The sequence below is a fragment of the Arhodomonas sp. KWT genome, assembly GCF_010993615.1.
Genome location: NZ_WNXE01000036.1, coordinates 1 through 24,818, shown reverse-complemented (window position 1 = coordinate 24,818; position 24,818 = coordinate 1). Strand labels below are relative to the sequence as shown.

At 67.5% G+C, this 24,818-nt stretch carries 27 protein-coding genes and 1 tRNA gene; 17 read left to right on the top strand and 11 right to left on the bottom strand.

The window, feature by feature from the left end; all coding sequences use genetic code 11:
- The coding region (locus G7A99_RS08435; RefSeq protein WP_163139509.1) for a DUF2333 family protein at nt 1–660 on the top strand (660 nt) is incomplete at its 5' end.
- A 9-nt stretch (nt 661–669) separates the two neighbouring features.
- Here the strand turns inward: G7A99_RS08435 and G7A99_RS08430 are convergent.
- Nucleotides 670–1,509, bottom strand: coding sequence for a class II glutamine amidotransferase (locus tag G7A99_RS08430; protein ID WP_163139507.1), 840 nt, complete (start codon nt 1,507–1,509; stop codon nt 670–672).
- Between the two features lie 14 nt (nt 1,510–1,523).
- Nucleotides 1,524–2,129 carry a CoA pyrophosphatase gene (locus tag G7A99_RS08425; RefSeq protein WP_018716833.1) on the bottom strand — a complete coding sequence of 202 codons (606 nt, stop codon included), beginning with the start codon at nt 2,127–2,129 and terminating at the stop codon, nt 1,524–1,526.
- A 144-nt stretch (nt 2,130–2,273) separates the two neighbouring features.
- On the opposite strand from G7A99_RS08425, the gene G7A99_RS08420 reads away from it, so the two are divergent.
- On the top strand, nt 2,274–2,873 hold the full coding sequence (locus tag G7A99_RS08420; RefSeq protein WP_018716834.1) for a hypothetical protein: 600 nt from the start codon (nt 2,274–2,276) through the stop codon (nt 2,871–2,873).
- 12 nt (nt 2,874–2,885) lie between these two features.
- Here the strand turns inward: G7A99_RS08420 and G7A99_RS08415 are convergent, their stop codons facing one another.
- Nucleotides 2,886–3,800 carry a chemotaxis protein gene (locus G7A99_RS08415; protein ID WP_163139505.1) on the bottom strand — a complete coding sequence of 305 codons (915 nt, stop codon included), beginning with the start codon at nt 3,798–3,800 and terminating at the stop codon, nt 2,886–2,888.
- Nucleotides 3,801–4,087: 287 nt separating this feature from the next.
- Here G7A99_RS08415 and G7A99_RS08410 point away from each other — a divergent pair, with 287 nt between their 5' ends.
- Nucleotides 4,088–5,806 carry a diguanylate cyclase gene (locus G7A99_RS08410; RefSeq protein WP_163139503.1) on the top strand — a complete coding sequence of 573 codons (1,719 nt, stop codon included), beginning with the start codon at nt 4,088–4,090 and terminating at the stop codon, nt 5,804–5,806.
- Nucleotides 5,807–5,853: 47 nt separating this feature from the next.
- On the opposite strand, the gene G7A99_RS08405 is transcribed toward G7A99_RS08410, so the two are convergent.
- The 3 genes from G7A99_RS08405 to G7A99_RS08395 all read right to left on the bottom strand — a co-directional run bounded on the left by G7A99_RS08405 (nt 5,854) and on the right by G7A99_RS08395 (nt 7,657).
- Complete coding sequence (locus G7A99_RS08405; RefSeq protein ID WP_163139515.1) at nt 5,854–6,225, bottom strand: DUF4440 domain-containing protein; 372 nt, start codon at nt 6,223–6,225, stop codon at nt 5,854–5,856.
- Nucleotides 6,225–6,830, bottom strand: coding sequence for an HAD family hydrolase (locus G7A99_RS08400; RefSeq protein WP_163139501.1), 606 nt, complete (start codon nt 6,828–6,830; stop codon nt 6,225–6,227). Before G7A99_RS08400 ends, G7A99_RS08405 begins: the two co-directional genes overlap by 1 nt.
- Nucleotides 6,831–6,940: 110 nt before the next feature.
- Nucleotides 6,941–7,657, bottom strand: coding sequence for a helix-turn-helix transcriptional regulator (locus G7A99_RS08395; RefSeq protein ID WP_163139499.1), 717 nt, complete (start codon nt 7,655–7,657; stop codon nt 6,941–6,943).
- A gap of 128 nt (nt 7,658–7,785) precedes the next feature.
- Between G7A99_RS08395 and G7A99_RS08390 the strand changes: the two genes are divergently transcribed.
- From G7A99_RS08390 to G7A99_RS08325, 14 genes are all read left to right on the top strand, one after another.
- Nucleotides 7,786–9,168: an MFS transporter gene (locus tag G7A99_RS08390; RefSeq protein WP_205599773.1), complete on the top strand. Its 1,383-nt coding sequence runs from the start codon at nt 7,786–7,788 to the stop codon at nt 9,166–9,168.
- Between the two features lie 222 nt (nt 9,169–9,390).
- Entirely contained in the window at nt 9,391–10,359 is a 969-nt protein-coding gene (locus tag G7A99_RS08385; protein WP_018716841.1) for a zinc-dependent alcohol dehydrogenase family protein, read from the top strand.
- A 339-nt stretch (nt 10,360–10,698) separates the two neighbouring features.
- On the top strand, nt 10,699–11,931 hold the full coding sequence (locus tag G7A99_RS08380) for a site-specific integrase (protein WP_163139497.1): 1,233 nt from the start codon (nt 10,699–10,701) through the stop codon (nt 11,929–11,931).
- On the top strand, nt 11,931–12,500 hold the full coding sequence (locus G7A99_RS08375) for a hypothetical protein (RefSeq protein WP_163139495.1): 570 nt from the start codon (nt 11,931–11,933) through the stop codon (nt 12,498–12,500). The genes G7A99_RS08380 and G7A99_RS08375 overlap by 1 nt, the downstream gene beginning before the upstream one ends.
- Nucleotides 12,501–12,590: 90 nt before the next feature.
- Complete coding sequence (locus G7A99_RS08370; protein WP_163139493.1) at nt 12,591–12,812, top strand: AlpA family transcriptional regulator; 222 nt, start codon at nt 12,591–12,593, stop codon at nt 12,810–12,812.
- Nucleotides 12,809–13,324, top strand: a complete 516-nt coding sequence (locus G7A99_RS25335; protein WP_240466183.1) for a hypothetical protein — start codon at nt 12,809–12,811, stop codon at nt 13,322–13,324. Before G7A99_RS08370 ends, G7A99_RS25335 begins: the two co-directional genes overlap by 4 nt.
- A complete protein-coding gene (locus tag G7A99_RS08360; protein WP_163139491.1) occupies nt 13,317–14,975 on the top strand; it encodes a phage/plasmid primase, P4 family in 1,659 nt (552 codons plus the stop codon). The genes G7A99_RS25335 and G7A99_RS08360 overlap by 8 nt, the downstream gene beginning before the upstream one ends.
- Nucleotides 14,976–15,401: 426 nt before the next feature.
- The gene (locus tag G7A99_RS08355) at nt 15,402–15,914 is read left to right on the top strand and encodes a hypothetical protein (protein WP_163139489.1); all 513 of its coding nucleotides are present in this window, start codon (nt 15,402–15,404) and stop codon (nt 15,912–15,914) included.
- A 132-nt stretch (nt 15,915–16,046) separates the two neighbouring features.
- On the top strand, nt 16,047–16,481 hold the full coding sequence (locus tag G7A99_RS08350; protein ID WP_163139487.1) for a hypothetical protein: 435 nt from the start codon (nt 16,047–16,049) through the stop codon (nt 16,479–16,481).
- 117 nt (nt 16,482–16,598) lie between these two features.
- Nucleotides 16,599–16,802 (top strand): hypothetical protein, encoded by a 204-nt coding sequence (locus G7A99_RS08345; protein WP_163139485.1) that lies wholly within the window; start codon nt 16,599–16,601, stop codon nt 16,800–16,802.
- Nucleotides 16,803–16,827: 25 nt separating this feature from the next.
- Nucleotides 16,828–17,505: a hypothetical protein gene (locus G7A99_RS08340; RefSeq protein WP_163139483.1), complete on the top strand. Its 678-nt coding sequence runs from the start codon at nt 16,828–16,830 to the stop codon at nt 17,503–17,505.
- Entirely contained in the window at nt 17,502–17,921 is a 420-nt protein-coding gene (locus tag G7A99_RS08335) for a hypothetical protein (protein WP_163139481.1), read from the top strand. The genes G7A99_RS08340 and G7A99_RS08335 overlap by 4 nt, the downstream gene beginning before the upstream one ends.
- On the top strand, nt 17,918–18,289 hold the full coding sequence (locus G7A99_RS08330) for a head decoration protein (protein WP_163139480.1): 372 nt from the start codon (nt 17,918–17,920) through the stop codon (nt 18,287–18,289). Before G7A99_RS08335 ends, G7A99_RS08330 begins: the two co-directional genes overlap by 4 nt.
- A gap of 229 nt (nt 18,290–18,518) precedes the next feature.
- Nucleotides 18,519–21,824, top strand: coding sequence for a phage tail tape measure protein (locus G7A99_RS08325; RefSeq protein ID WP_163139479.1), 3,306 nt, complete (start codon nt 18,519–18,521; stop codon nt 21,822–21,824).
- Nucleotides 21,825–21,857: 33 nt separating this feature from the next.
- Here G7A99_RS08325 and G7A99_RS08320 read toward each other — a convergent pair whose 3' ends face one another.
- From G7A99_RS08320 to G7A99_RS08300, 5 genes are all read right to left on the bottom strand, one after another.
- Nucleotides 21,858–22,013 carry a hypothetical protein gene (locus G7A99_RS08320; protein ID WP_163139478.1) on the bottom strand — a complete coding sequence of 52 codons (156 nt, stop codon included), beginning with the start codon at nt 22,011–22,013 and terminating at the stop codon, nt 21,858–21,860.
- A gap of 3 nt (nt 22,014–22,016) precedes the next feature.
- Nucleotides 22,017–22,370 (bottom strand): hypothetical protein, encoded by a 354-nt coding sequence (locus G7A99_RS08315; protein WP_163139477.1) that lies wholly within the window; start codon nt 22,368–22,370, stop codon nt 22,017–22,019.
- Between the two features lie 114 nt (nt 22,371–22,484).
- Nucleotides 22,485–22,572: transfer RNA gene (locus tag G7A99_RS08310), tRNA-Ser, on the bottom strand.
- 55 nt (nt 22,573–22,627) lie between these two features.
- The gene (locus tag G7A99_RS08305) at nt 22,628–23,482 is read right to left on the bottom strand and encodes an HDOD domain-containing protein (protein ID WP_163139476.1); all 855 of its coding nucleotides are present in this window, start codon (nt 23,480–23,482) and stop codon (nt 22,628–22,630) included.
- Nucleotides 23,479–24,818, bottom strand: a 1,340-nt coding sequence (locus tag G7A99_RS08300; protein ID WP_163139474.1) for a bifunctional diguanylate cyclase/phosphodiesterase, incomplete at its 5' end; no start/stop codon positions are given. The genes G7A99_RS08300 and G7A99_RS08305, both read right to left, overlap by 4 nt.

The window sequence follows — 24,818 nt, the reverse complement described above, 5'->3', positions numbered from 1 at the left end:
ATGAGCCGTTCACGCTCGCAGTCCACCGAGGACACGGACCTCGCCATCGCCGAGCCGCAGTTCAATTTTCCCTCGGACTCCTGGTGGTTCCCCGCCTCGGAGAAGGAGTACCGCAAGGGCATCGACGCGGTGGACCGGTACTTCACGCGCCTCATCGACAAGGACAATGCGGACACCCAGTTCTACGCCCGTGCCGACAACCTCAACGCATGGCTGGGACTGGTCAACAAGCGTCTGGGCAGCCTCGCACAGCGCCTGAGTGCCAGCGTCGGGGAATACCGCTACAACACCGATCTCGCCGGAGACCGGGCCGCCCGCCAGGCGACCCCGGGTCGCGGCGCTTCGGTGGTGGCGGAGACACCATGGCTGCAGATCGACGATGTCTTCTACGAGGCGCGGGGCAGCACCTGGGCGCTGATGCACTTTCTGCGCGCGGTACGCGTCGATTTCGCCGGGGTGCTCGAGGACAAGAATGCGGAGGCGAGCATGGATCAGATCATCCGCTCGCTGGAGCAGTCGCAGCGCCCGGTCTGGAGCCCGGTAGTGCTCAACGGCGATGGCTTCGGGCTGCTTGCCAACCATTCGCTCACCATGGCCTCCTACATCGCCCGGGCCAATGCAGCCATTATCGAGCTGCGCCGGCTCCTGAGCGAGGGCTGACGACAGGCCCTACCGGGTCACGGCACCGTGGCGGGGATGATGCAGCGGCAGCGGGGTGATCGCCCCGCGCGCCCCCGGCTCCACCCGCCGCGGCCGTCCTCCCTCGAAGACGATCATCTCCCCGGCCCGGATCGGGCTCCAGACCTCGTTGTCCGTGAGTGGCTGGGTCGCGATGACCGTCACCACATCGTCCGGCGTGGTGACCTCGGCGAAATCCACGCACACCTCGGCGTCCCGCAGCCGCGCCTCGCCGAACGGCGCGCAGCGCGTCAGCCAATGCAGATGTGTCGAGCAGTAGGTGTGGAGCACCTGGCCGTCCGAGAGCAGCATATTGAATGTGCCCTGCTCCTGCAGGCGTGCACACAGCTGGCGCAGGTAGCGCCAGGCCGTCTCCCGCCGCCGCGGCGGCCGCGGGAACCGCTCCCTGAGCTCGCCGAGCAGCCAGCAGAAGGCGTACTCGCTGTCCGTGTTGCCAATGGGCCGGTAGTGACGCATGGGCCAGCGACGCACGCCCCGCAGGCGCCCGTTGTGGGCGAATGCCCAGGGCCGGCCCCAGAGCTCACGCTGGAATGGATGGGTGTTCTCCAGCGTGACCGGGCCATGGGTGCCCTGGCGGATGTGGCAGATGACGTTGCGGCTCTTGATGGAGTAACGCTGGATCAGCCTCGCCACCTCGGAGTCCGCGCTCGGTGCCGGGTCGTGGAAGATGCGGCAGCCGCGATCCTCGTAAAAGGCGATCCCCCAGCCGTCCCGGTGGGGCCCGGTGAGGCCGCCACGCTGCATCAGTCCGGTGAAGCTGAAGCAGATATCGGTGGGGACGTTCGCGCTCATGCCCAGCAGCTCGCACATGGTATCGCGGCGCCTCAGGGGGTCTCGGGGGCTTCGGGGCAATCGGCAAGCAGGCGGTAGAGGTCGCGGAGGATCGCCGCGGTCGCGCCCCAGATGTAGTAGTCCCGGTACGGGATCGCGCACAGGCGGTAGCGACGTCCGCCGTGGCTGACCGGGTGTGGGCGGTGGTTGGTCACGTCGAGCACATACTGGAGCGGCACCTCGAAGATCTCGTCCACCTCCACCGGGTCCGGTACCAGGTGCGCCTGCGGATCCACCAGTCCTACCCAGGGCTGGATGCGGAAACCGGTGCCGGTGGGATACTCGGGCAGCGATCCGAGCAGCTCGACCGACGTCTGCGACAGACCGATCTCTTCCTCCGCCTCGCGCAGGGCGGCGGCCAGACTGGACGGGTCGTGCGGTTCGATGCGTCCGCCCGGAAAACTGATCTGCCCCGCATGGGCACGGAGGTGGGGCGTGCGGCGTGTGAGGATCAGGTGCAGGCCCTCGGGGCGCTCGACCAGTGGCACGAGCACGGCGGCGGGATGCAGCGGGGCGTCCTCCGGGATCGCGGCGCGGACCGGCATGCGAGCCGCGGCGAAGCGCTCTCTCACCCAGCAGGACTGAACCGGAACGGTCATGGGTACCTTCATGCAAACGTAATACGAGGATTATAAGGCTTCGTCGCGCCGACGACAGGACCGTTCGCTCCCGTGGGAAGGACGTGCCTCGGGGGACAAATTCAGTCATAATGGGGCCGGATTCCGAGGACTAACGGCCCGGCCATGCGTTATCTCAACGGTATACTGGGGACATTGGCGATTCTGGCGGCTACCACCGGGCCGGCGGCGGCCGGTGACGTGTGGCACAGCCCCATGCGCCCGCAGCTCGAGCTCACCACCGAGCTGAGCGAGGCGCTGGATGTCCGTTTCGGAATCAGCACGGACACGGATCCAACGGTGGGCAGCGGCTGGCGGGGCTATGTCCCCACCGGGCGGCAGGGGCTCGGGGCATCGGCGATGGTGGACTGGGAATTCCCCGCCGCCTCCGGCGTACGCCTCACCGGCGGCGCCTTCTACGGCAATTCCGACTGGGGCTGGCAGGAGAGCCGCGCGCGCATGGACGACGGTCATGACGCGACCAGCTACGGATTCGACAGCAGCGGTGACTGGACGCCCTACCTCGGTCTGGGCTGGGACCAGCACTTCGGCGAGGACAGCCGGCTGGGGCTGCAGCTCGACATGGGCGTGAAGTTCGAGGGCGTCACGGACCTCGACCGCAACGATCAGCTCGATCGTATGCGCGAGGAGGCGGCACTGAGCACGCAGTTCGAAAGCTTCCGCTACGTCCCGATGTTCTCCGCCGGGGTCGAGTACCGGTTCTGATCGCGGGCGTCGTCAGCCGGCGACGCCCTCGCCCTCCTCCAGCATCGCGTTCACGTAACGGCCCAGCTCGCTGGCGTCGAACTTCGCCAGGAAGTCGTCCGCACCAACCTTCTCGACCATCGCCCGGTTGAATACGCCGGACAGCGAGCTGTGGAGCAGGATCTTCAGACCGCGCAGGCGTTCGTCGGATCGGATCCGGCTGGTCAGGGTGTAACCGTCCATGCGGGGCATCTCGATATCGGAGATCACGAGCGCGACCGAGGCCAGTGTTTCCTCGTCCGTGTCGTGCAGCCACTCCAGGGCCTCCTCGCCGTTCTTGGCCACGGTCACGTCCCAGCCCGAGGGCTCGAGCGTGCGCCGGATCTGGTTGCGGGCGACGCTGGAGTCGTCCACCACCAGCAAGCGGTTGCGCTGGGCGGGCGCGGTGCTGTGCTGGAAGTCCACATCCAGGGGCACCGGATCGCCCATGACCTCCGCCAGGACCTTTTCCACGTCGAGGATCTGCACGAGGACACCGTCGACGCGGGTTACCGCGGTAACGTAGCCGCGGTCGGCAATGTGCTGGGGAGGCGGGAGGACATCCTCCCAGCTGACGTTGACGATGCGGTCCACCTCGTCGACGAGGAAGCCCTGTACCGTCCGGTTGTACTCCGTGATCACCACCGAGCTGGCGTCCCCGTGCTCCGTGGAGCGGATCGCCTGGGCGAGATCGATGATCGGGATGGTCTGCCCCCGCAGGTGCGCGATACCGCGCACGCCTGGGCGGGAGTCCGGCATGACCGTCACGCGGGGTGAGCGTATCACCTCGCGGATCTTGAACACGTTGATCCCGAAGTGTCGCCGCCCGATCTTGAACAGCAGCATCTCGAAGCGGTTGTGTCCCGCCAGCTGAGTGCGCTGATCGATGCTGCCCATAGCCTTGGCCATATGATTGCCCCCGTCCCGTCCAGTTGATCCCCGACGACCATTATATCGGCCGTGGATCGATGGGCTATAGCCCTTCCGGCTCACGGAAGGCTGTATCCGGAAAGCCGCCCCCGCGGTGGCCGTCCACGAACGGACATAACCCGTGCCGCACACGCCGGGCGGTGTCACATGCCGTTTGCGTTCTCCAGCCGGGACCGGTACATGTGCAGTGAAGGGGGGTGGCGCACGGATATTCGCCACTCTGTGATACGCGCTGACGAAGCGCTTCGCTCCAGGGGTGCGAGTCCGTGAGCCTGAAGACCCGTTTCCTGCTCCTTGCCGCGACGCTGATCGCGCTGGCCTCCGTTGCCGCCTGGGTCGCCTTCCAGCGCATCGCCGAGGGCATTATCGAGCAGTGGGGACAGCGGACCGCCGAGCTCCAGGTTCAATACGACAGCGCCCGGCTCCTGCAGCCGCTGGAGCGTGAGATAGCCCTCGCCCGCCAGCTGGCCGACTCGCTGGTGCTGAGGCGCTGGGCGCTCCAGCCGGACGAGCCCGCACTCAAGGAACAGGCCCTCCAGGAGATGGAGAGCTTTCGCCGTAACTTCCGCAGCAACAGCTACTTCGTCGCGCTGCGGGACTCCGGGGCCTACTATCACAACAACGCCGCGAACGAATTCGAGGGGCGGGAGCTGCGCTACCACCTGGATCCGGACGATCCGTCGGACGCCTGGTTCTACCGGCTCATCAAGGAGGGGCGGGACTTCCACCTCAACGTCAATCCGGACGAGGAGCTCGGCGTCACCAAACTCTGGATCGACGTCCTGCTGCGCGCCGACGACGGGCGCATCCTCGGAATCGTGGGCACGGGCATGGAGCTCGAGGGCTTCCTGCGGGACATCGTGGATCTCAGTCAGCCGGGTATCACGACCCTGTTTGTCGACTACAACGGCGCGATCCAGCTCTATCGTGATCAACGTCTTATCGATTTCGCGAGCATCGTCAAGCCGGAGGGCCAGAAGAACACGATCGACCTGCTCCTCGACACCCCGGCGGACGAGGCACGCTTCGAGGACATGATGGCCTCCCTGCGTGAAGGGGACGGCGGGCCGACCGCGATCCGTACCGACTTCGTCTCGGTCAGCGGTGAGCGTCACCTCGCCGGGATCGCCTATCTGCCCTCCATAGGCTGGTACGAGGTCACGCTGCTGGACCTGGACACGCTGATGCCGGTGAGCCGATTCGCGCCCGTGGCGGTGGTGTTTGCCGTCGCCCTGCTGCTGAGCCTGCTCGTCTTCCACTTCGCCGTTCAGAAACAGATCCTGGGACCGATCGGCGCCCTGGAGAGCGCGATGAAGCGTGTGCGTCAGGGGGACCTGGCCCCGGGCCCGCTACCCTCCGGGCCGGGTGAGATCGGCCGGCTCATCCAGCACTTCGACGGCATGGCCGGGGCCATCCGGTCCCAGACCGAAGAGCTGGAGCGCAAGGTCGCGGCGCGCACGGAGGCCCTGCATAACCTCGCGCGCATCGACCCGCTCACCGATCTCATCAACCGCCGGGGCATGACGGAGCTCCTCATCGAGGAGGTCGCACGTAGTGCGCGCCAGCACAGTCATTTCGGACTGATCTGGCTCGACCTCGACCATTTCAAGACCCTCAACGACAGCCTCGGTCACTCCGCCGGCGATCACGCGCTCACCGAGGTCGCGCGACTACTGCAGGCGAGCCTGCGTGACTACGATCACGCCGCGCGCTGGGGCGGCGACGAGTTCCTCGTTCTACTCTCGCCCTGTGACGCCCGGGTGCTCGGTCAGATCGCGGAACGCATCCGCGCGAGCATCGAGTCGGATGCCCGCGCCATCGGGCAGCCGCTGACCGTCAGTGTCGGCGCCTATCTGGCCCATCCGGGCGAGGACATGGAGCGAGTGCTCCGGCGTGCCGACGAGGCCCTGTACGCCGCCAAGGCCGCCGGCCGCAACGGCCTGCGTATCGCCGGTCGCGGAGGAACCGCAAGACCATCGGTGTAGTGGCCCTCCCGAACAGCGGCGCCCGGCCCGCCGCCGTTTGCGCTTCGCTACATTGCATCCCCGATGTCGTCTCCGGCCGGCGTCCCCTGGTGAAAGATCATTCGCCAGCATCCGGATTCCCTGAGCCAGACGGAGGAACGAAACGCGTGCCGGCTCAGACGGCCATCCGGCGATACGTGAGCCGCGCGGTAGGTCACCAGTACGGCGTCCGGCGCGATCCTCTGGTAACGGAAACCCTCGGCATGAACACCGGGCGGTTCCCGGTCGCTCAGGTTTGCAAGGATGGAGTCGCGGCTATGCTCCCGCCCGGAGTAGCCGATCTCGCGGAATTCCGGATGCAACAGCACAAGCAGCCGGTCGCGGAACTGCCGCCGTACGCACCGGTGCAGCTCCCGCTCCAGTGTCCCCAGCTCCTCCATCACCCCGCGGAACGCGTCGCGCCGAGATGCAGCGCGAGCTCGTCGAGGTGATCGACGATAAGGTCGGCCTCGAGCGCGAAACGGCCGTTGCGCTCGTTGCGCAGCAGGCAGGCATGGGCGCCGGCGGCGCGGGCGGTCTGCAGATCGTAGACGAAATCGCCGACGTAGATCATGCGCGCCGTGGGCACGCCCAGTTGCGCGGCAATCCGGTGCAGGCCGTCGGGGTCGGGCTTGGGCTGGCAGTCCTCCCGGGTTAGCACCAGGTCCACCGGGATATCCAGCGCCCGGTGCATGTGCTCGGTGGTGATGCGGGCATTGCGGGTGAGAATGGCCGTCGGCACACCGGCCGAATGCAGGCCGGCGAGCAACTCGCGGGCACCGGGGATCCAGGTCGCGGCCTCGGCACCGGCCATTTCATGCCGCTCGATCACTGCCCACGCCCGTTCCACCGCGGCCGCGTCGCCCAGCGTCTCCATGTGCTCGATAAGGCCGATTCCCTCAGGGAAGCCGAGCTCCCGGCGCATGGCCGTGAAGTCGAGGCGGGAATCGACCAGGGTGCCGTCCAGGTCGAATGCCACGGCGTCGATGCCCGTGCGGTAGTCCATACGTCCTCCCGACGGTCCGGCACCGTCGCGTCGTGGTAAAGGCCTGCGGGCAACCCAGTCTACGCGAACGCGGCCAGTGCCACACGCCGGCCGCCGTGGTGCACTGACGGTTATTCCCCGTCCACGGATGCCGCCCGCTCCGGATCGACCCCCAGGTGCCGTTTCAGCGCCTGTCGTCCCGCCGGTGTGACCTGTATGACCCGCGGCTCGCGGGAACGCCGGAGCCATCCGCGGTCACACAGTGACTCGAGCAGCCGTCGGCCTAGAGGCCCCGCCAGGTGATGCTCGCGTTCGGTGGAGTCCAGACACTGACGGGCGATCCCGCGGCGCGTGGGCCGGAGCGTGTCGACGTCAATTCCAAGCGCAGAGAACCAGGTCGCTCCGCTCCGGCTCACCTCGAAACGCTTGTCCGCCACCGCGACGAGGAAGCCCTGGTCCACCAGGGCACGTGTGACGAGCACGCCGACCCGGCCGGCCAGATGGTCGTAGCAGGTGCGGCAGTGGCGCAGCAGCCGGCCCTTCCGACCCACGACAGTGCGTGCCGGTTGCGGCAGCGGACGTATCGCGGCGAGCTGCTCGACCGCCTGGGCGACGTGATCGCCCGCCATGCGGTAGTAGCGGTGTCGTCCCTGTGTTTCCATCGCCAGGAGTCCGCCGGCATGCAGCCGTGCCAGATGGACGCTCGCGGTCTGCGGCGTAATACCCGCGGCGCGGGCAAGCTCTCCCGCGGGACGGGCACGGCCATCGGTCAGGGCCATGAGCATCATGGCCCGGGCCGGGTCGGCCATCAGCCAGGCGGCGTGGGCGAAGCCGGGTGACTCGGGCATCGGTGTTCCTCCCTCTGCAGGGGACAGCGTACCGCGTCACCGGAATCGATGCTTCGTCCCGCGGCGAACCATCACCGGCACCATCACCGCGACACTGTCCGCCTCCGTTCAACCGAGGTCAGCTGTTTATGGTGGACTCCATCGAAGCCCCGGGGCCGGGTGCTCATCCCGCCGTGCCGGTCCGGCGCCGGCGGGTGCTCGTCACACTCTGTCTGGCTGTGCTCGCGGCACAGGTCGACACGGCGGTGGTCAACCTGGCCGTCCGCCCTATCGGCGTGTATTTCTCGGCCAGGGTGGATACGTTGCAGTGGGTCGTCGACAGCTACAATGTCGTCTATGCGGCGCTACTGCTCTCCGGCGGTCTGCTCGGCGATCTCAAGGGGCGCCGGCGTATCTTCCTCGCGGGTGCCGTGGTTCTGACTGCGGCGTCTCTCGCCTGTGCCCTCGCCCCGTCCCTGGGCATCCTGATCGCCGCGCGCGCCACCGCCGGACTGGGGGCGGCGTTGCTCGTCCCGGCATCACTGGCGATCATCCGGGTGGTTTGGCCGGAGCCCGCCGGTCGGGCCCGTGCGCTCGGCATCTGGGCTGCCTGCAACGGGCTCGCCATGGCGCTGGGCCCCACCGCCGGCGGTGTCGTCATAGATAGCCTGGGCTGGCCGGCGGTCTTCATGGTGGTCGTACCGCTTACGGCGGCGTCTGTGCTCCTCGCCCTGCCCTCGCTGCCGGAGTTCGCCGATGCCGCCGGCCGGTCGCTCGACACCGCCGCCCAGGTTGCCGGCGCGTGTGGTCTGGCCGCACTGGTCTTCGCGACCGTCGAGGCGCAGGGGCGGCCCGCAGCCGCCGCCGTGTCGGCCGTCGGGGCCGTCGCCGCCCTGGCGATCTTCGTGCGCATCGAGCGCTCGCGCGGTCATGCCGCCATGGTGCCGCTGGACCTGTTCAGCAACGGAACCTTTAGCGGCGCCATGACGGCAACGGCCGGCATGACGTTCGGGATGTACGGTGTGCTCTTCCTGCTGCCGTTGACCTGGCAGAGCACCGGACGTCTGGATGCCGCCGCCGCGGGCATAGCGCTGATGCCGATGGCGCTGTTGTTCGTTCTGGTCTCACCACTGTCCGCGCGGGTGGTGCGGCGTATGGGGACGCGGCTTGCCATCAGCTCCGGGATCGCTCTCATCGCCGGGGCACTGCCCGGCATCGGATACGGTGCGCCCCTCGGCAACCTCGTTCCGGCCGAACTCGCCCTGGCCCTGACCGGCGTCGGCATGGGCCTTGCGACCGGACCACTGATGGGCGTCGCGGTCGGCGCGGTGACGTCGGCCCGCGCCGGTACGGCCGCCTCCCTGATCAACGTTGCACGAATGGTGGGTGCAACCACTGGCGTCGCTGTGCTGGGGGCGGTGTATGCCGCGGCCGGCGGCGGCAGCTACGGACTGGCCGCCGCCATGCTCGCGGGCGGCGCGGTCCAGGCGGGGTGCGCGGGCATCGCCTGGTTTTCACTCCCCGCTTTATGAGCCCCTTGATCCACACGCGCGCCAAGCCGCCGCGTACTCACGGGACGGCGGGTGCGGTGGCACGGACAGCGGACCATCGCGGCCAGTGACGCCCGGGACTGCGGCGCGGGCGTCTCCGGGCACCGCCGGTGCATGAAGCCGTCTCCGCCCTCTGCTACCGTTGCGTTCATCCATGGATCGTTCCGTGACCACCGCGGTCAGGCCTCGCCGGCAGGGACCACAATGAAGAACGCCTCGCTCTGCTACCGCTCGTTCGGGCCGCCGCTGGACAACCTGGAGCTCGTCGAGTCGGACGCGGTATCCCGCCCCGAAGGAGCCCTGCGTGTGGCCATGTCGCTCGTGCCGGTCAACCCCTCCGATCTGATCCCGGTCACCGGCGCGTACGCGCACCGGATCGCACTGCCCGCGGTCGCCGGCTACGAGGGGGTGGGCGTGGTGGTCGACGCGTCGCCGGCGTACTCCGGGCTGATCGGACGGCGCGTCCTGCCCTTGCGGGGGGCCGGGACCTGGCAGCGGTTCGTGGACTGCGATCCCCGGCTCGCGGTCCCGGTACCGGAGGACGTCGGCGACGTCGTCGCCGCGCGCGGCTACATCAATCCCTTGGCGGCAACCATGTTGTTGCGGCGCTGGCCGGTCCGGGGCAAACGCGTGCTGCTGACCGCTGCCGGATCGACGTGTGCCGGGCTTCTCGGCACCTGGGCCCGGCAGGACGGTGCCGCGGAGGTGAACGGTATCCTCCGCTCCCCCGGTGGCGCGGCCCGGCTGTCGGCCCTTGGGATCGCGCCCGTGTCCCAGAACGATAATCGCGCGATCGATCGTCTCGCGGACGGGGCCGACCTCACCTTCGATGCCCTCGGCGGCTCGCTCGCCACCCGGATACTGGCACGCATGAAGCCCGGCAGCTCGTTCGTCGGTTATGGACTGCTGAGCGGTCGGCCGGTCGTTCCCTCACGTTCAAACCGTGCCGGACTGTACCGGTTTCACCTCCGCGACGAGATCGCGCCGATGGCGCCGGCCGCATGGCAGCAGGCCTTTCGTGTGCTGTGGCCCCGTTTGCTGCGCACGGCACTGCCGGAGGTCGCCACCTTTCCGCTTGCGCAGTGGCGCGCCGCGATCAGGCATTTCTCGACACCGGGGACGGGGAAACCGTTGATTGGTTTCGGTGCCGCAGACAGGGGGTCGGCCATTTAGCCGGGCACGTCAGCGGGTGACACGCAGCACAGTCGCCGTGTATGACGGGCGACGGGGTTGTGTGCACGTGGTCTCATCTCACGGTCGTGCGTGGATGCGGTCAGGCCGGGCGGCGGGTGTGTACCGTCCACGTCGCTGGCCGTCGGGGGATCAGCTCGGCCGGTGCCCGTAACAGGTGGGGAGATGGCGGAGGAGGAGTCAGCCATTACGGCATCGCATCGCCTCGCATCAAACCGCGTAACCCTTTGTCCCTGCTGAACGTCTTGCCTATCCCTTGCCGCAAAACGTCGCACGGCGTAACATCCAATGTCAACGTTTTTGTTGGATGGATGGTAGGTCATGCCGAAGAAGGCCCGCGAGCTATCCGCCCTGGAGGTGCGCCGCCTCGACAGGCCCGGCCTTCATGCCGTCGGCGGCGTCGGCGGGCTGTTGCTGCGCGTCGCGGACACGGGCGCACGGTATTGGGTACTCCGAACAATGGTCTGTGGCAAGCGCCGGGACATCGGGCTAGGCCCCTATCCAGAAGTATCGCTGAAGCGGGCGCGGGAAGAAGCCGCGGAGATGCGCGCGAAGGCCCGCAAGGGGGTGGACCCGGTTGCCGAACGACAGGCCGCAAGAGACGCGCTCAGGGCTGCTCAGGCGGCAACGCTGACCTTCGACCAATGCGCCTCCCGCTTTATCGCCAGCAAAGAACGCGAGTTCCGCAATCCGAAGCATGTTAAGCAATGGCGCTCCACGCTCGACACCTACGCCTCGCCCGTCATTGGCCGGCTGCCGGTAGACCACATCGAACTGGCGCACGTGGTCGAGATACTGCAACCGATATGGGAGACGAAGACCGAGACGGCCTCCAGGCTGCGCGGGCGCATTGAGAAGGTGATGGACTACGCGACGGTACGGGGTTACCGCAGCGGTGAGAACCCGGCCCGCTGGAAAGGCAACCTGGACGCCATCCTGCCCGCCCCTGGCAAACTCAAGAAGGTGCGCCACCACAAGGCCCTGCCCTGGCGGGACGCGCCGGCGTTCCTGGCCGCGCTCCGCGAACGTGAGGGCGTGAGCGCCCGCGCCCTGGAGTTCATCGTCTACACGGCCGCGCGTAGTGGTGAGGTACGCGGCGCGACTTGGGACGAGGTGGACCTCGACGCCGCCACCTGGACGGTGCCGGCCGAGCGGATGAAGGCGCAACGCGAGCATATCGTGCCGCTCACTGCCGACGCGGTGAACCTACTCCGCGCCCTCCCCCGCATGGCCGATTCCCCTTACGTGTTCCCGGCCGTGCGCGGCGGGATGCTCAGCGACATGAGCATATCGGCGGTGATGCGGCGCATGGACGTGGACGCCACGCCGCACGGCCTGCGCTCCACCTTCCGCGATTGGGTCAGTGAGCGCACCAGCTACGCGCACGAGGTCGCCGAGGCCGCGTTAGCGCACACTATCCCCAACGCGGTAGAACGCGCCTACCGCCGGGGCTCATTGCTAGAGAAGCGGCAGCGTCTGATGGCCGACTGGTGCCGGTTCCTGAATGAAGGCGAGCCGGCGGGCGAGGTGGTAGGCATTCGGGAGGCGCAGTAATGCTCTACCGAGAAGACGCGTTGCGAATCGTCATATCGACCTTGGACCGCTATGGCGTGGAAATCGGGCAACGCGATCTCCCGAAACCTGAACGAATTGATTACAACGTAATCGCTTCGGGGCTCTGTAGATGCGCCCGCGACCCAGATGGCACATGGGAGGAAGGGCTAAAAGAGGCACACCAAGACCGAAAGAAATACCGCAAGCTAGCAGAGTATTTCGAGGAAGCGTTCGATTTCTATAGCGACCAGTTGCACAAAGGTGTTCCAAGGACAGATCGGGAAAAAAAAGTATGGTCTGACAAGCTGGATGAGCTGATCCAGTTAAAAAGACATGCGCAACATTTCGCCAAAGCTGAGCTCCCGCCGCTTCCGAATGCACGTCCTACAAAATGGGTATCGCTTTTCGCGGAACAAACGTTTCGGGAGGCACTTCGCTCTCAAACGAGCACCTGGAAAGCGGCCGCAATAATAGCGGATATGTTGATTGCAGCCGAAATTGATACGCGCGAACACAACAAGATCAAGCGGTCCATCTATGACAAATTGAGCCGCGTGCCGGTCAGATAACTACGTCTCAAGCTCGCCATATTCCTAACTACGGCGCCCGCCCGCCAGTCTGGCCCCATCGCACGACGCAAAGCGATGAGGTGAACGAAGATGCGTTTCCCCGCCCCGATCAAACTAGGCCCGACCACTACCCGCTGGCGGCTCTCGGACCTCGAACAGTATGAGGCCGAGGCCGCTGGTGATCCCGCACCCGCTCGCCGAAACGCCGAAGATGAACGCTACCTGGCCGTTAAGGCGGTCGCCGCCCGCTACGGCACGCACGTCGCCACCGTCTGGCGCTGGGTCCAGTACGCACAGGAGACCGCGGCATGAGCGGGCCGCAAAAACGAAAACGCCCGGGTGGCGGCCCGGGCGCAAGTCAGCACAGTGCTAGTGGCACTGCGTCACAGTCTACCGCCTGGCCGGCTGCGACGCTACTCCCGCGCCTGGAGCGCGTCCGCGAGCTAGGGCCAGGCCGCTGGATCGCCCGCTGCCCGGCGCATGATGACCGCTCACCGTCGCTGTCCGTCCGCGAGACCGACGACGCCACCATCCTGGTCCACTGCTGGGCGGGGTGTCCCTCCGCGGACGTGGTGGCCGCCCTGGGCCTGGAGCTCTCTGACTTGTTCCCGCCCCGCCGCGATGACCGCGCCCCGCTACGGCCCCGCGAGCGATGGGTGCCGCGGGACGTGTTGGCCGCCGTCGCCGGCGAGGCCCTGGTGGTGGCGATCGCCGCCGATGACCTCGCGGCCGGCCGTCGCCTCGCTGATGCTGACCGCGAGCGGCTGCGCACTGCCTCGCTCCGGCTCCGGGCCGCGGCCCGGGAGGTGGGTGTGGATGGCTGAGGACACCAGTGACAGCGGGCGCCGCCATCTCGATCAGCTCGCAACCGAACAGGGCCGATCCACTGAGCCGGTCACGGCCCCGACCATCGACCGCACTACGCCACCCACCGCCGTGGCGCGGCTGCTCACCGCGCGCCATCGCCTAGTCCGATGGCAGGCGGTCACCTACCAGTACGCCGGTGGCGGGTATCGGCCGCTCAGCGATGACGCCACCCGGGCGCTCGCCTATGACTTCCTTGAGCGCCATGGCGCCACCGCCCGCGCCCGCGAGGTCTCCGAGGTGCTGGACGCCGTGCGGGCCGTGGCGCTGCTGTCCGATGAGCTGGAGCCGCCGGTCTACATGAGCACCGGCGAGCCACCGCCGCGCGGGGCCGTGGTGGTGACGAATGGGCTATTGGACCTCACCACCGGGACGCGAACCGAGGCCACGCCGGACCTGTTCACCGTGGCCGCACTGCCGGTGGCGCATGACCCCGAGGCCGAGTGCCCGGAGTGGCGGGCGTTCCTGGCGGCGCTGTGGCCGGAAGATCCCGAAGCGGTGGAGGCGCTGGCCGAGTGGTTCGGTTACATCCTCAGCGGCGAGACCGACCAGCAAAAGATACTGATGCTGGTCGGGCCGAAACGATCCGGGAAGGGCACCATCCTCCGCGTGCTCACTGCCCTGCTCGGGCGCCGCAATGTCGCCAGCCCCACCCTCGGATCGCTCGCCGGTGAGTTCGGGCTACAACCCCTCATCGGCAAGCTCGCGGCCCTGGTCAGTGATGCGCGATTGGGCGGCCGGGCGGATCAGGAGGCCATCGTCGAGCGGCTGCTGTCCATATCAGGCGAGGATCATGTGAGCGTCCCGCGGAAGTTCTTGCCGGATTATACGGCCCAGCTCCAGGCCCGGGTGGCGATCGCAACCAACGAGCTCCCCGCCCTCCACGACGAAAGTGGCGCCTTCGCGTCTCGCATCACACCTCTCATCATGAGCCGGAGCTGGTACGGGGCCGAGGATCACGGTCTCACCGATCGGTTGCTCGTGGAGCTTCCCGGCATCCTCAACTGGGCCGCTGAGGGATATCGCCGGCTACGCGAGCGCGGCCGGTTTCGGGTTCCGGGGTCGGCCGCCGAGGCGATGCAAGACCTCCAGGACCTGGGCTCCCCAATCGGCGCGTTCGTGCGGGACGAGTGTGTGGTGGAGACCGGCGCCGAGGTCCAGTGTCGCGAGCTCTACCAGGAGTGGTGTGACTGGTGCGGCGAGCATGGCCGTCGCCAGCCCGGCACCGAGCAATCCTTCGGCCGACACCTGAAGGCTGCTGTCGCTGGTGTCACCGTCACGCAGCCGCGACGCAACGGCCGGCGTGTCCGGATGTACCAGGGTATCCGCCTCGCGACCGCGGCGGATCATGAAGTGGCACGCGAATCCACCTACTGGCACGCGAGTGGAACGCGATCGGAAACACATCGCGTGCCAGATTCCGACCGCCAAAACAATGGGTTACAGACTGGCACGCGATGGAACGCAGATTCTCCCACCCACGCGCAGGGGGAATCACGCAAGAGCCACAATAAGGTGGATCGCGTGCCACCGCGTGCCAACTCCCCCCGGTTTTGCGCTCGTTGTGACGGCGAGGGATGTCCCACCTGCGACGGTACCGGGTGGGCGTGATGGCGGGTTGCAGCACCAGGGCCACCGTCATTCGACTCCCCCGCCCCGCCCGGCGGTGGCACGGATGGATGCGCCCTACCCACGGTTCTACCGCGCACGCGGTCTATCGCGAACCAGATGCCCGCGGCGGATGGCGGCTGCTAGCTGTCTGCGGGTTGGCGGGGCATTGCGAGATCATCACGGATGATCACGCCCCGCGCTGCCGTGCCTGTCTGGATCGGTTGCGGGATGACCCGCCGCCTCGAGGTGCAGCGTGAGAGTGCTTGCGCCTCAGATGTTGGCAGGTACGACCGATGGCGCGGCGCGGATCGCGGGGTCCCTCCTGAAGATGCGGAAGATACGGGTGCGCAGAGTCGCGATTCTCTCGCAGATTTTCAGTCCTTTAGGGGGGTAATACTACTAACCAACGTCAACTGTATTCCATAGGTGTTTGATATTAATAGCGTCATCAACCTCGATCACAAAGCCAAACAAACGCACTTCGCCAAGCTCGTGGGCGTCAGCCAATCGGCAGTGGCCCAGCGCGTCGCCGCTGGCGAGCTGCCGGAGGGCGGGACCTACCTGCAATGGCTGTATGCATACTGCGCGGCACTTCGTGCTGAGGCCGGTGGCCGCGGGGGCGACGCCCAGGGTGAGCTCGCCAAGGCCCGGACCCGCCAAGCGAATGCCGATGCGCAGGCCAAGGAACTCTCCTACCACCGGGAGCTCGGTCACCTGATCCCAGTCGAGGAGATCGAACCGGTCTTGGCGAACTGGGCGTCCATGGCCCGCGCTGAAGTGCAGTACGCAGCGGAGCGCCTGGTCACGGAGATCGAGAGCGTCCACGGCATCAAGGTAGACCCCGAGGCCGTACCACGGGTCCTGGCGCCGGCTTTCCGGGCAATTGCCGACTACCCGACAACCGCTCTCAGTGAGGACACGGAGGGAGATCATGCGTAAGTCCGGAGCCGGCTGGCGTCGCCGATACCTGCGCAAGAAGGCGGCCGGCTTGCCTCGCAAGCTCCCGCGCAAGGCCAGCCGCCGCGGCCGGGTTGTCTATGCGATGCGCGAGCGGGCAAGGGCGGCGGGGCGATGAGTGCCGAGCGGCTGCTGGCTCTACTCGAGACGCCGCCGGCCGAGCCATTACCGCCGGACGTGCGTTTATGGCTCCGGTGCGGCCTGGAGCGCGCAGTTCTCAACCGCGAGCCGGTCGCGCAGGCCCTGGGGCTCGCCGGCGAGCGGGGCCGAGCGGATGCGCTCGCGGAGGTCCGCTTCGAGCTTCGACGCCGAGCGCTGCTCGAGCTCGGGGAATCGCTGGTTCCCGCGGGCAGCATCTACGCTCAGACCGTCGCCATCGCCGAGGCACGTAGCGGCGGCCGGGAGCTTACCGAACACCAGGGCGACCTCCTGGAGCTGGCCGCCCGTACTGCCGGCATTCCTGCCGATCCGCGCAACCTCCGTGAGATTCTGCGCGCGTGCGAAACCCCGATTTCAAATCCTGTCCCGGATCAGCGCGACGCGGGATGATCGGCATAACGGGCAATGCGCCGCCGGCCCGTGTCGCCGCCTCCATTGCTGTGGTCGGTTGCTGGTACTGAAGGCGATGTTCGTGCGGCGCCATAACTCAGAGGTGGACAGATGCGAGTGAAGTTTCGCAAGACATGCCGGATCGGCACCCCGCCCGCGACCGAGACGGTCCCGGCGCGCGAGGTTCGGCACGTCAATGACGAGCTGGCAGCCGAGCTGCTGGAACGGGGCATAGCAGAGCCCGTGCGCCGAACGCTTCGTGTCGGGCTCGGCGACGGCCTGGCGTCGAACGTGAAGCGCGAGGACGAGACGAATGGGTAGTAAGGTTCGAGAATCCGTCACGGGATTGGGCAAGGCCCTGCGCGGGCTTCGTGAGCGAATCGAGGCCATTGACGACGAGCTTGACCGCCTACTCGCCGAGCGCGAAGCAATCCGCTCCGCCCCGGTGACTCGTGAGGAGGCCATTGCCGAGCTAGATCGCACCCTAGCCGAGTGGGCGGAGCGGGGGCGCCGCGAGGTCCGCAGCCAGGTGAACCGCCTGGCAGCCGGTGCCGACTTCGAGGTGGAGAAGTTGTTCCGCGAACCAGCCCGCGAAGGGTGGACCCCGGCCGTGGAACCGCTGGCCGCGCTACTCGGTGATCGCATCCGCGAGGCTGCGGTGGCCGAGATCGAGGCATCGAACCGGTACCGCGACGACGCCCTGCCCGCGGACCAGCGCCGCCAGCGCATTGCCGAGATCGACCAGAAGGCCGACGCCCTAGAGGCCGAGCGGCGGACGCTGATTGACGAGATGCGCGCCGCCGGCTTCGACGTGCAGGAGGTGGACGAAACCCCGCCCCCGGCACCGTTTCAGGGCGAGGTGATCGAGGCCCGCACGGAAGGACGCAAGTTGGATGAGGCCGAGCGCGCTTCCCTTGACGCCTCTGACGAGCGCAACGCCGTGCCCGAGCCTGATCTCGACGCCGACCCCGTGGACCATTTCCTGACCGTTGAGCCGCCGCCGAAGGGGAGTGACCGGGAATGATGGACGCCCCGAACCTGCCCGTTCATGAGCGGCGGTGTTCCCTTCGAGGCCTCCTGCCGTTCTTCGATCATGACACGCTTCGGTCAGCGATCCAGGACGGGCTGCCGACCGTGGACGGGCAAGCGCTGGTGCCGGAGCTCGCCTGCCGCTGGCTCATCGGCTACTCAATGACCCGCCGCTTCCCCCGGTTGTCCATCACCGCGCGCGGGCCTGTTCGGATGGTCGCCCTGGCACTGGCGGCCGAAGGGGACGGCAGAGTTCCGAGCCGGGCGCTTCTCGATGAGTTGGTGGCCTGCTTCGGGGTGTGCGGCCACGACTGCACTGCGGAGCAGCTTGTTGATGCCCACTCGAACATGCGCCAGGTACTCGAAGCGCGGGCGTATGGGAATTACTTGGACAGCAGGAGGGGCAAATGACGCCCGAGTTTTCGACGGAGACCTACACCCCGGATCGGTTGCTCTACAGCACGGACGGGATTCGCACTGGCGAGGAGACCGTTCTCGGCGGCCAAGGCGTGCTAGCCCGGGGCACAGTGGTGGCCCGTGATGGTGCCGACAAGCTCGTGCCCGTCGATAGCGGGAGCGGCACTCAGTCCGTCCAGACGGCCGTCGCGATTCTCGCGGCTGACGTGGACACCAGCGGCGGTGATGTCGCCGCGCCACTGTACTACGCCGGCGAGTTCAACGAGGGCCGCGTCAGCTTCGGCGGCACCGACACCGCGGACACCCACCGCGACGCCATGCGGCAACGGGGGCTGTTTCTCCGCACCGCGCTACCTGCGTAGGTAGGAATGACTGGCACCGTAAGCAGATCGGTTTCCGGTGGGCGGGGTAGCCGCAAGGTACTTCCTCCGCTCAGCGCCCGTGCGGGTACGCAGAGTCGCGGCTTTTCGGAGATTTTCGACCCTGTAGGGCCGTCAGCAGCACCGGGCCGAACGGCCAACCATACGCGGCTCCCGACTGCCGAGGGTGCCGATGGCCCAGTGACCACCACCGAACGGGAGCATCTGTCGCATGGCTGACCGCAACTTCGCCGTGAACATGGTCATCGGTGCCCGGGATCGCGCGTCCCGGGTGCTGCGTGGCCTGAATGCCGGTCTCGGCCGGCTCAACAACCGGGTGACCCAGGTGGGTGCGGCGCTGGCGACCTACTTCGGCACGCAGGCCCTGTCCCGGTTCTTCAGTTCCGCGCTGGGCAGCGCCGCCGACTTCGAGCAGCAGATCGACCGCATCGGCGCCGTCACCGGTGCGACGGGTGAGGAGCTGGACAAGCTCCGCGCCATCGCCGAGGAGATGGGGTCCACCACCCAGTTCACCGCCACCGAGGCGGCGCAGGGCTTGGAGATCCTCGGCCGGGCGGGCCTGTCCGCCTCCGAGTCCGTGGAAACGCTACCTTCCGTGCTCCAGCTCGCGCAGGCGAGCGGGATGCAGCTAGCGCAAGCCGCCGGCGTGGTGACGGACTCCCTCGGCGCAATGGGGCAAGGCGTCGATGAGGCCGGGCGGTTCGCCGACGTCCTGGCACAGGGCGCGCGGCTCGCGAACACCGACGTGCGCTCCCTCGGCCGCGCCCTGTCCGAGACCGGCGTCCAGGCCGCGCAGATGGGCATGAGCGCCGAGGAGACCGTGGGCGTGCTCGATGCGCTGGCCTCGGCTGGCATCCGCGGTGAGCGTGCGGGCACCGCGCTCCGCAACATTCTCAGCCAGCTACAGGACCCGGCGTCGAAGGCGCGCCGGGAGCTCGCCGATCTCGGCATCCAGACCAGTGACCTCACCGAGGTGATTGGCGGCCTGGAGTCTGCCGGCCCGGCCGCACAACAGGCCGTGCTCGCCTTCGGCCGTGAGGCGGGGCCCGCGCTGCGCACTCTGCTCGAGCAGGGTCAGGCGGGCGTCGCCGAGTACGTGGCCGCGCTGAACGACGCCCAGGGCGCAGCGCAGGACATGGCCGACGAGGCCACCGACAACCTGCGAGGCGCGCTCGACGGGCTGTCGTCGGCATGGGATGCGCTGCGGCGCACGTTGGTCGATCCGCTGATGGGGCCGATTGAACGCGAGATCAGGTCTCTGGCCGACACGTTCCGCGACCTGACCGAGGGCGGAGTCATTACCCGCTTTGGGGAACGCCTGCGCGATACGTTTCAGGGCGCGGTCCAATACGTCAAGAACTTAATATCCGAAGTTGGCGGGCTTCAGGGCGTCCTCACTCGTACAGGAGTGGCTTTAGATCGGCTGAAGAGCCAAACCGGCCCGATCGTTAACCAACTGGGGCTCTTGACGCGTGGTGCCCGCGTTCTTTGGAACGTCTTTAGCGGCGTGGCCAAGTTGGTGGCCACCGTTCTAGTCGGGTCGTTCGCTCAGCTGTCGAAGGTCATTCAGGGTGTCTCCTGGGCCTTCAGTCAGCTCGGGCTCATGTCCGATGAGACCTACGAGAAGATCAAGACGAATGCAGATGCTGCGGTTGCCGCGACAAAAGCTACCTGGGATTCGCTCAAGCAGGACGGGAGGGACATCGCTGAGGCTTTCGGTCTCGCAGGAGAGAAGATCGGCGAGATCGGGGATAAGGCCAGGGCGAGTCTGGAGAAGGCCCGGGCAGCGACGGCAAGGCTGAAAGCTCAGGCGGCCGAAGCGGACAAAGCCTGGACGAACACCAGCCGCAGCGTCAGCGAGGTCAATCAAGCCTACATCCAGTTCCGTCAGTCGATCCGTGACGCCCGCGAGGAGGCGGAGTTGCTCGCCAATGAGAATGCCTTCAAGAAGGCGTTCGACGAGGGGCGAATCAGCCAGGAACAGTTCAACGACCTGATCGACCGAAACCGGGCGAAGTTCCAGGAGCTCGCCGATCAAGCGGATCAGTCCGGGTCTCTGATCAGTCGCAAGCTGGAAGAGATGGGGGCGGACGCCGAACGATTTGAATCGGGCATGACGTCGGCGGGCAAAGCGGCGATCGCGAATTTCCGCGCCATCCGCTCAAGCGGTAACGCCACCAGTGCCCAACTGGCCGCCGCGTATGTCGCTGCCCTGGACAAGATAAAGACCAACAGCGCCGCACAGGCCATGGCGGAGGAGCTGGAGAAGCTCCGCGAGTCCGGCGACGTAACCGCCGAGCACCTGGAGCGGATCGGCAAACGACTGGCGGCTCGCATGGAGGAAATCGGCAGGGAGGGCGCGGACGGGTTCATTGAGCAGTTCGACCGTATCGCGGGCCGGATCAGCGAAACCGACACCTCCCGCGCCCTAGTCCGCCTGCGCACCCAGCTCCGCTCCATGTTCCTCGAGGGCAAGGTCTCGGCTGACAAGCTCGATGAGGGGCTGGCGGCGGTAGCGAAGCGCCTCGACGAGGTCCGTACCACCGCGGACGAGACCATCGACTCCCTCGGCGATTTCCAGTCGCAGTTCGCCACGGCGGACACCATAGACGAGCTCGACGCGCTGGAGCGCAAGCTAAAGGACGCATGGGAGGCAGGGCGCATCAGCGCCGAGGAGTACAACGATGCGCTGGAGAAGGTCCAGGAGCGCCAGTCCCGGCTGACGGACCAGGCCGACGATCTCTCGCATGCCCAGCAGGTTATTGCCGCGGGCTGGGGGGACGTGACGAGCTCAGCGCAAGTGGCAGGCGTCCAGTCTAGCCAGGCATTCCAGCAGGCACTGAATGCCGCGTCACGCTTCGGTACCGGCGTTGGCTCCGTCATCGCCGAGCTGCAGGAGCAAGAAGACCGGTTCCGCGCGATGCAGCAGGCTGTGGAAGAATCCACCGGCAGCATGGAGGATTTGCGCCGCATCGCGTCGCTGTCGGTCAGCGAGCTCGGCTACATCAGCGACGAGACGCTCCAGCCCCTGCGCGATTCGATCAGCCAGGCCCGGGACCAGCTCCAGGGTCTGGAGGACTCCGCGCAGAGTACGCTCGACTCGGTGCGCGGCGAGCTGCTGCGCCTGCAGGGGCGCTACGTCGAGCTTGAGCGCCAGCGTCTCGACGCCCGCCGGGCCGATATCCGCTCACAGCTCTCCCAGGCGCAGGCAGCGGGCAACGGTCAGGCCGCGGCGGACCTCAATCGCGCGCTGCAGGAGCTCGGCCGCGTCGAGCAGATCCGCATCGAGCAGGCGCGCACCCGCGAGCGCGAAGCCCAACAGCAGGCCCGCGCGGACCGCCAGCAGCAGAGCACGGCGCGCTCCGTGCAGCGCCAGGGCACCGCCGCGCAGCCCGTGCAGACCCACCGCATTGAGCTCACCCTGCCCAGCGGCGAGGAAGTAACACTCGACACCCGCGAAGACCAGGCGCAAGAGTTCATCGAGGCATTGAAGCGGCATAAGCTGCGGGCCGGCTAAAAGAAAGCCCGGCGCTTGGCCGGGCCTTCGTGCTCAGCGGCGCAGCCGCACCCTTCGTTCCTGGGCGTGGCGCTGGTGCTCACGGCACAGCAGCACCTCGCGCCCGCGGCCCACGGGATGATACGCGACCGCCTTCCGCCGGCAGGTGCCGCCCCGGGCGGTCAGTGCTTCGCAGCGGTGCTCCGGCACGGCTCAGCCCTCCTCGTCCTCGACACCACCGCGCGGATCGCTCTGCGTTCGTGGCCCGTTCTGCAACTTCTGGGCGCTATCCAGCAGGCACGCGATCATCCAGCCGGCGTGCTGGATGGTACTGGCATCGAAGCAGTCCAGGTCTTCGTCTCGGACGCAATGCAGCAACCGGGCGATGGTCGCAGCGTCTTGGATGAAACTCTCGGCCGCCCCCCCGGCGGCCGGAACCTGGATGCCGTCGGCCAGGAAATTCCCGAACTCGATCATGTGGACTGGCATCACGTTCTGGATCGCCCCACGGTCGAGGGCCGGGGGCTCCGTGGGCCCGGGGATGCGGGAAATCTTCTCGGTGGACATGCGCCTACCTCCTGTTGGTGGTGGTGACAGGGAAAGCAAGCGTTTCAGGGATGATGGACAGTTACTTGGTTGGCTTGTCTTATTTGCCGTAAGTAACTGTTTTAAAAGGGGTATTGGCGGAGGAGGAGGGATTCGAACCCCCGGACCCTTGCGGGTCTGCGGTTTTCAAGACCGCCGCCTTCGACCGCTCGGCCACTCCTCCGTGAGCGCGCTATTCTCGCCCGGGGCGTGTCCCGACTCAAGCGTCGGGGACGAGGTCACCGCAGCAGCGCCGCTGTCTCCGCATAAGCGTTCTCGATCTCGTCTACGAGGCCCTCGCAGTTCTGGGGCGTCAGCCCCGCGAGCGCCCATGCCGGCGATGTCTCCGGTACGATCCCGCCAGCATCGGTGATACCCTCGCTGAAGCCGATGGACAGGCGGCTGCCGAGATGCACGATCGCCGCCGGGCCACCGTGGATCTCCGCCCCCTCGGGATGTACGTGCCAGCGCACGGCCGCCGAGACGGCCTCCGGGAGCCGCCACGACGTCAGCAGCTCACCCCCGACCACCGCCTCGTCGCTCTCCATGACCGCGCGCTCGATAGTAAGCAGCGGGTCGCTGCTGTCATGGAGTTCGTGGAGGAGTGCGCTGCGCGCCGCCTCGGGTAGCATCAGGCATACGACGATACTGCCGACGTCGTGCAGCAGCCCGCCGAGGAACGCCCGCGCCGGGTCCATGCGTGCGGTTGCGCGCACGGCGACGCGGGCGCAGGTCACCGCCGCGTGGGCCGAGCGCCGGAAAAAGTCGTCCATGTTGACCAGTTCCGGCGGCACGCCGCGGAAGCTCTCGACCACCGACGTGGCCAGCACGAGGCCGCGGACCTCCTCCGCACCGAGGAGCATCACGGCCTCCTCCACCGTGGCCACCTCGCGGCCGACGCCGTAGTACGGGCTGTTGACCATGCGCAGCACGCGAGCGGTCACGCCGGCGTCGACGCCGATGATCCGGGCGATGCGTGCCGGCGTCCATTCCGGCCGCTCGAGCTCGACGGTCAGCTGACGGTAGACCTCCGGCGGGGATGGCAACTCCCCGAGGGTGCGGACGAGGTCGTGTGCGGCAGGCCCCGCACTCATCCCGTCTCCCCCCGTCGCGCCCCGCTGCCCGGCGGTGCCGGCCGCTCTCCGGCGGTGTCCGGTGGCATGAGCCCGGCATAGCCCGGCAGCTCGACGCGGGCGATGGGGGTCTCGCGGGCCTCGCCGAGATAATGGCCCTGGACGTAATCGACGCCGAGCTTGCGCACGGCCTCGAATGCGGCCTCGGTCTCGACGAATTCGGCAATGGTTTCCTTACCGAGACTGCGCGCGATGGAGATCATGTGGCGCACCAGGGCCTGATCCACCGGATCGTTGGCCACATTAACGATGAAGCTGCCGTCGAGTTTCAGGTAGTCCACGGGGAAGTGCTTGATGTAGTTGAAGGTACTGAACCCCGAGCCGAAGTCGTCGAGCGCGAAACGGCAACCCAGGGCCCGCAGCCGGGCGATCAGCTCGCGGCTGCGCGCCATGTTCTCGATCGCCGCGGTCTCGGTGATCTCGAAGAGCAGGCGGTCCGAAGGCACGCGGCTCATCTCCAGCCGCCGGGCCAGGAGGTCGAAGAGCTCGCGGTTGAGGAATGCGTGGGCGGAGAGGTTCACCGAGACACGGACGTCGCGTTCGCCGCGCGGCTGGGCGGCAAGAAAATCCAGCGCCCGGTCGACCACCCACATGTCGAGGCGGTGTATGAGGCCGGTGCGCTCCGCCACGGGGATGAACTCCCCGGGCATGCACACATTGCCGTCGCGGTCGCGCATGCGTAGCAGGCATTCGTAGTGCGTGATGCGCCCGTCGCGGGTACGCACGATCGGCTGGAAGCACAGGAACAGCCGGTCGCGCTCGATCGCCTCGCGGATCAGCGGTGCCCAGGTGTGGTCGCGCCGGAGGTAGTCCAGCTCGGGGTCACCCTCACTGTAGGCGTGCACGCGATTGCGGCCGTGCTGCTTGGCCACGAAACAGGCCTGATCGGCCCTTGCCATCAGCTCGCTGACCGTCGCCCCGCCGCTGCCCGACTCGACCCCGGCGACACCGATACTCGCGCAGGTGCGGTACTGGCGACCACCATGCTGGAAGCCATGGCCTTCAAGCTCGCCCCGTATGACCTCTGCCCGCTCGAGGGCCTGCTCGGCGGTGAGGTTCTCCAGGAGGACGGCAAACTCGTCGGAACCGATCCGGGCGACGGTATCGGTACGGCTTGCGTGCCGGCGCAGCAGACGCGAGACCTGGACGAGAAAGCGATCGCCGGCTTCATGCCCTTCCAGGTCATTGACCAGCTTGAACCGGTCCATGTCGATGAGCAACAGCGAGCACGGGCGATCGAGGCTGGTGGCGCGAAAGATCGCGAGCTCGATAGCCTCCTTGAGACGACGGCGGTTCC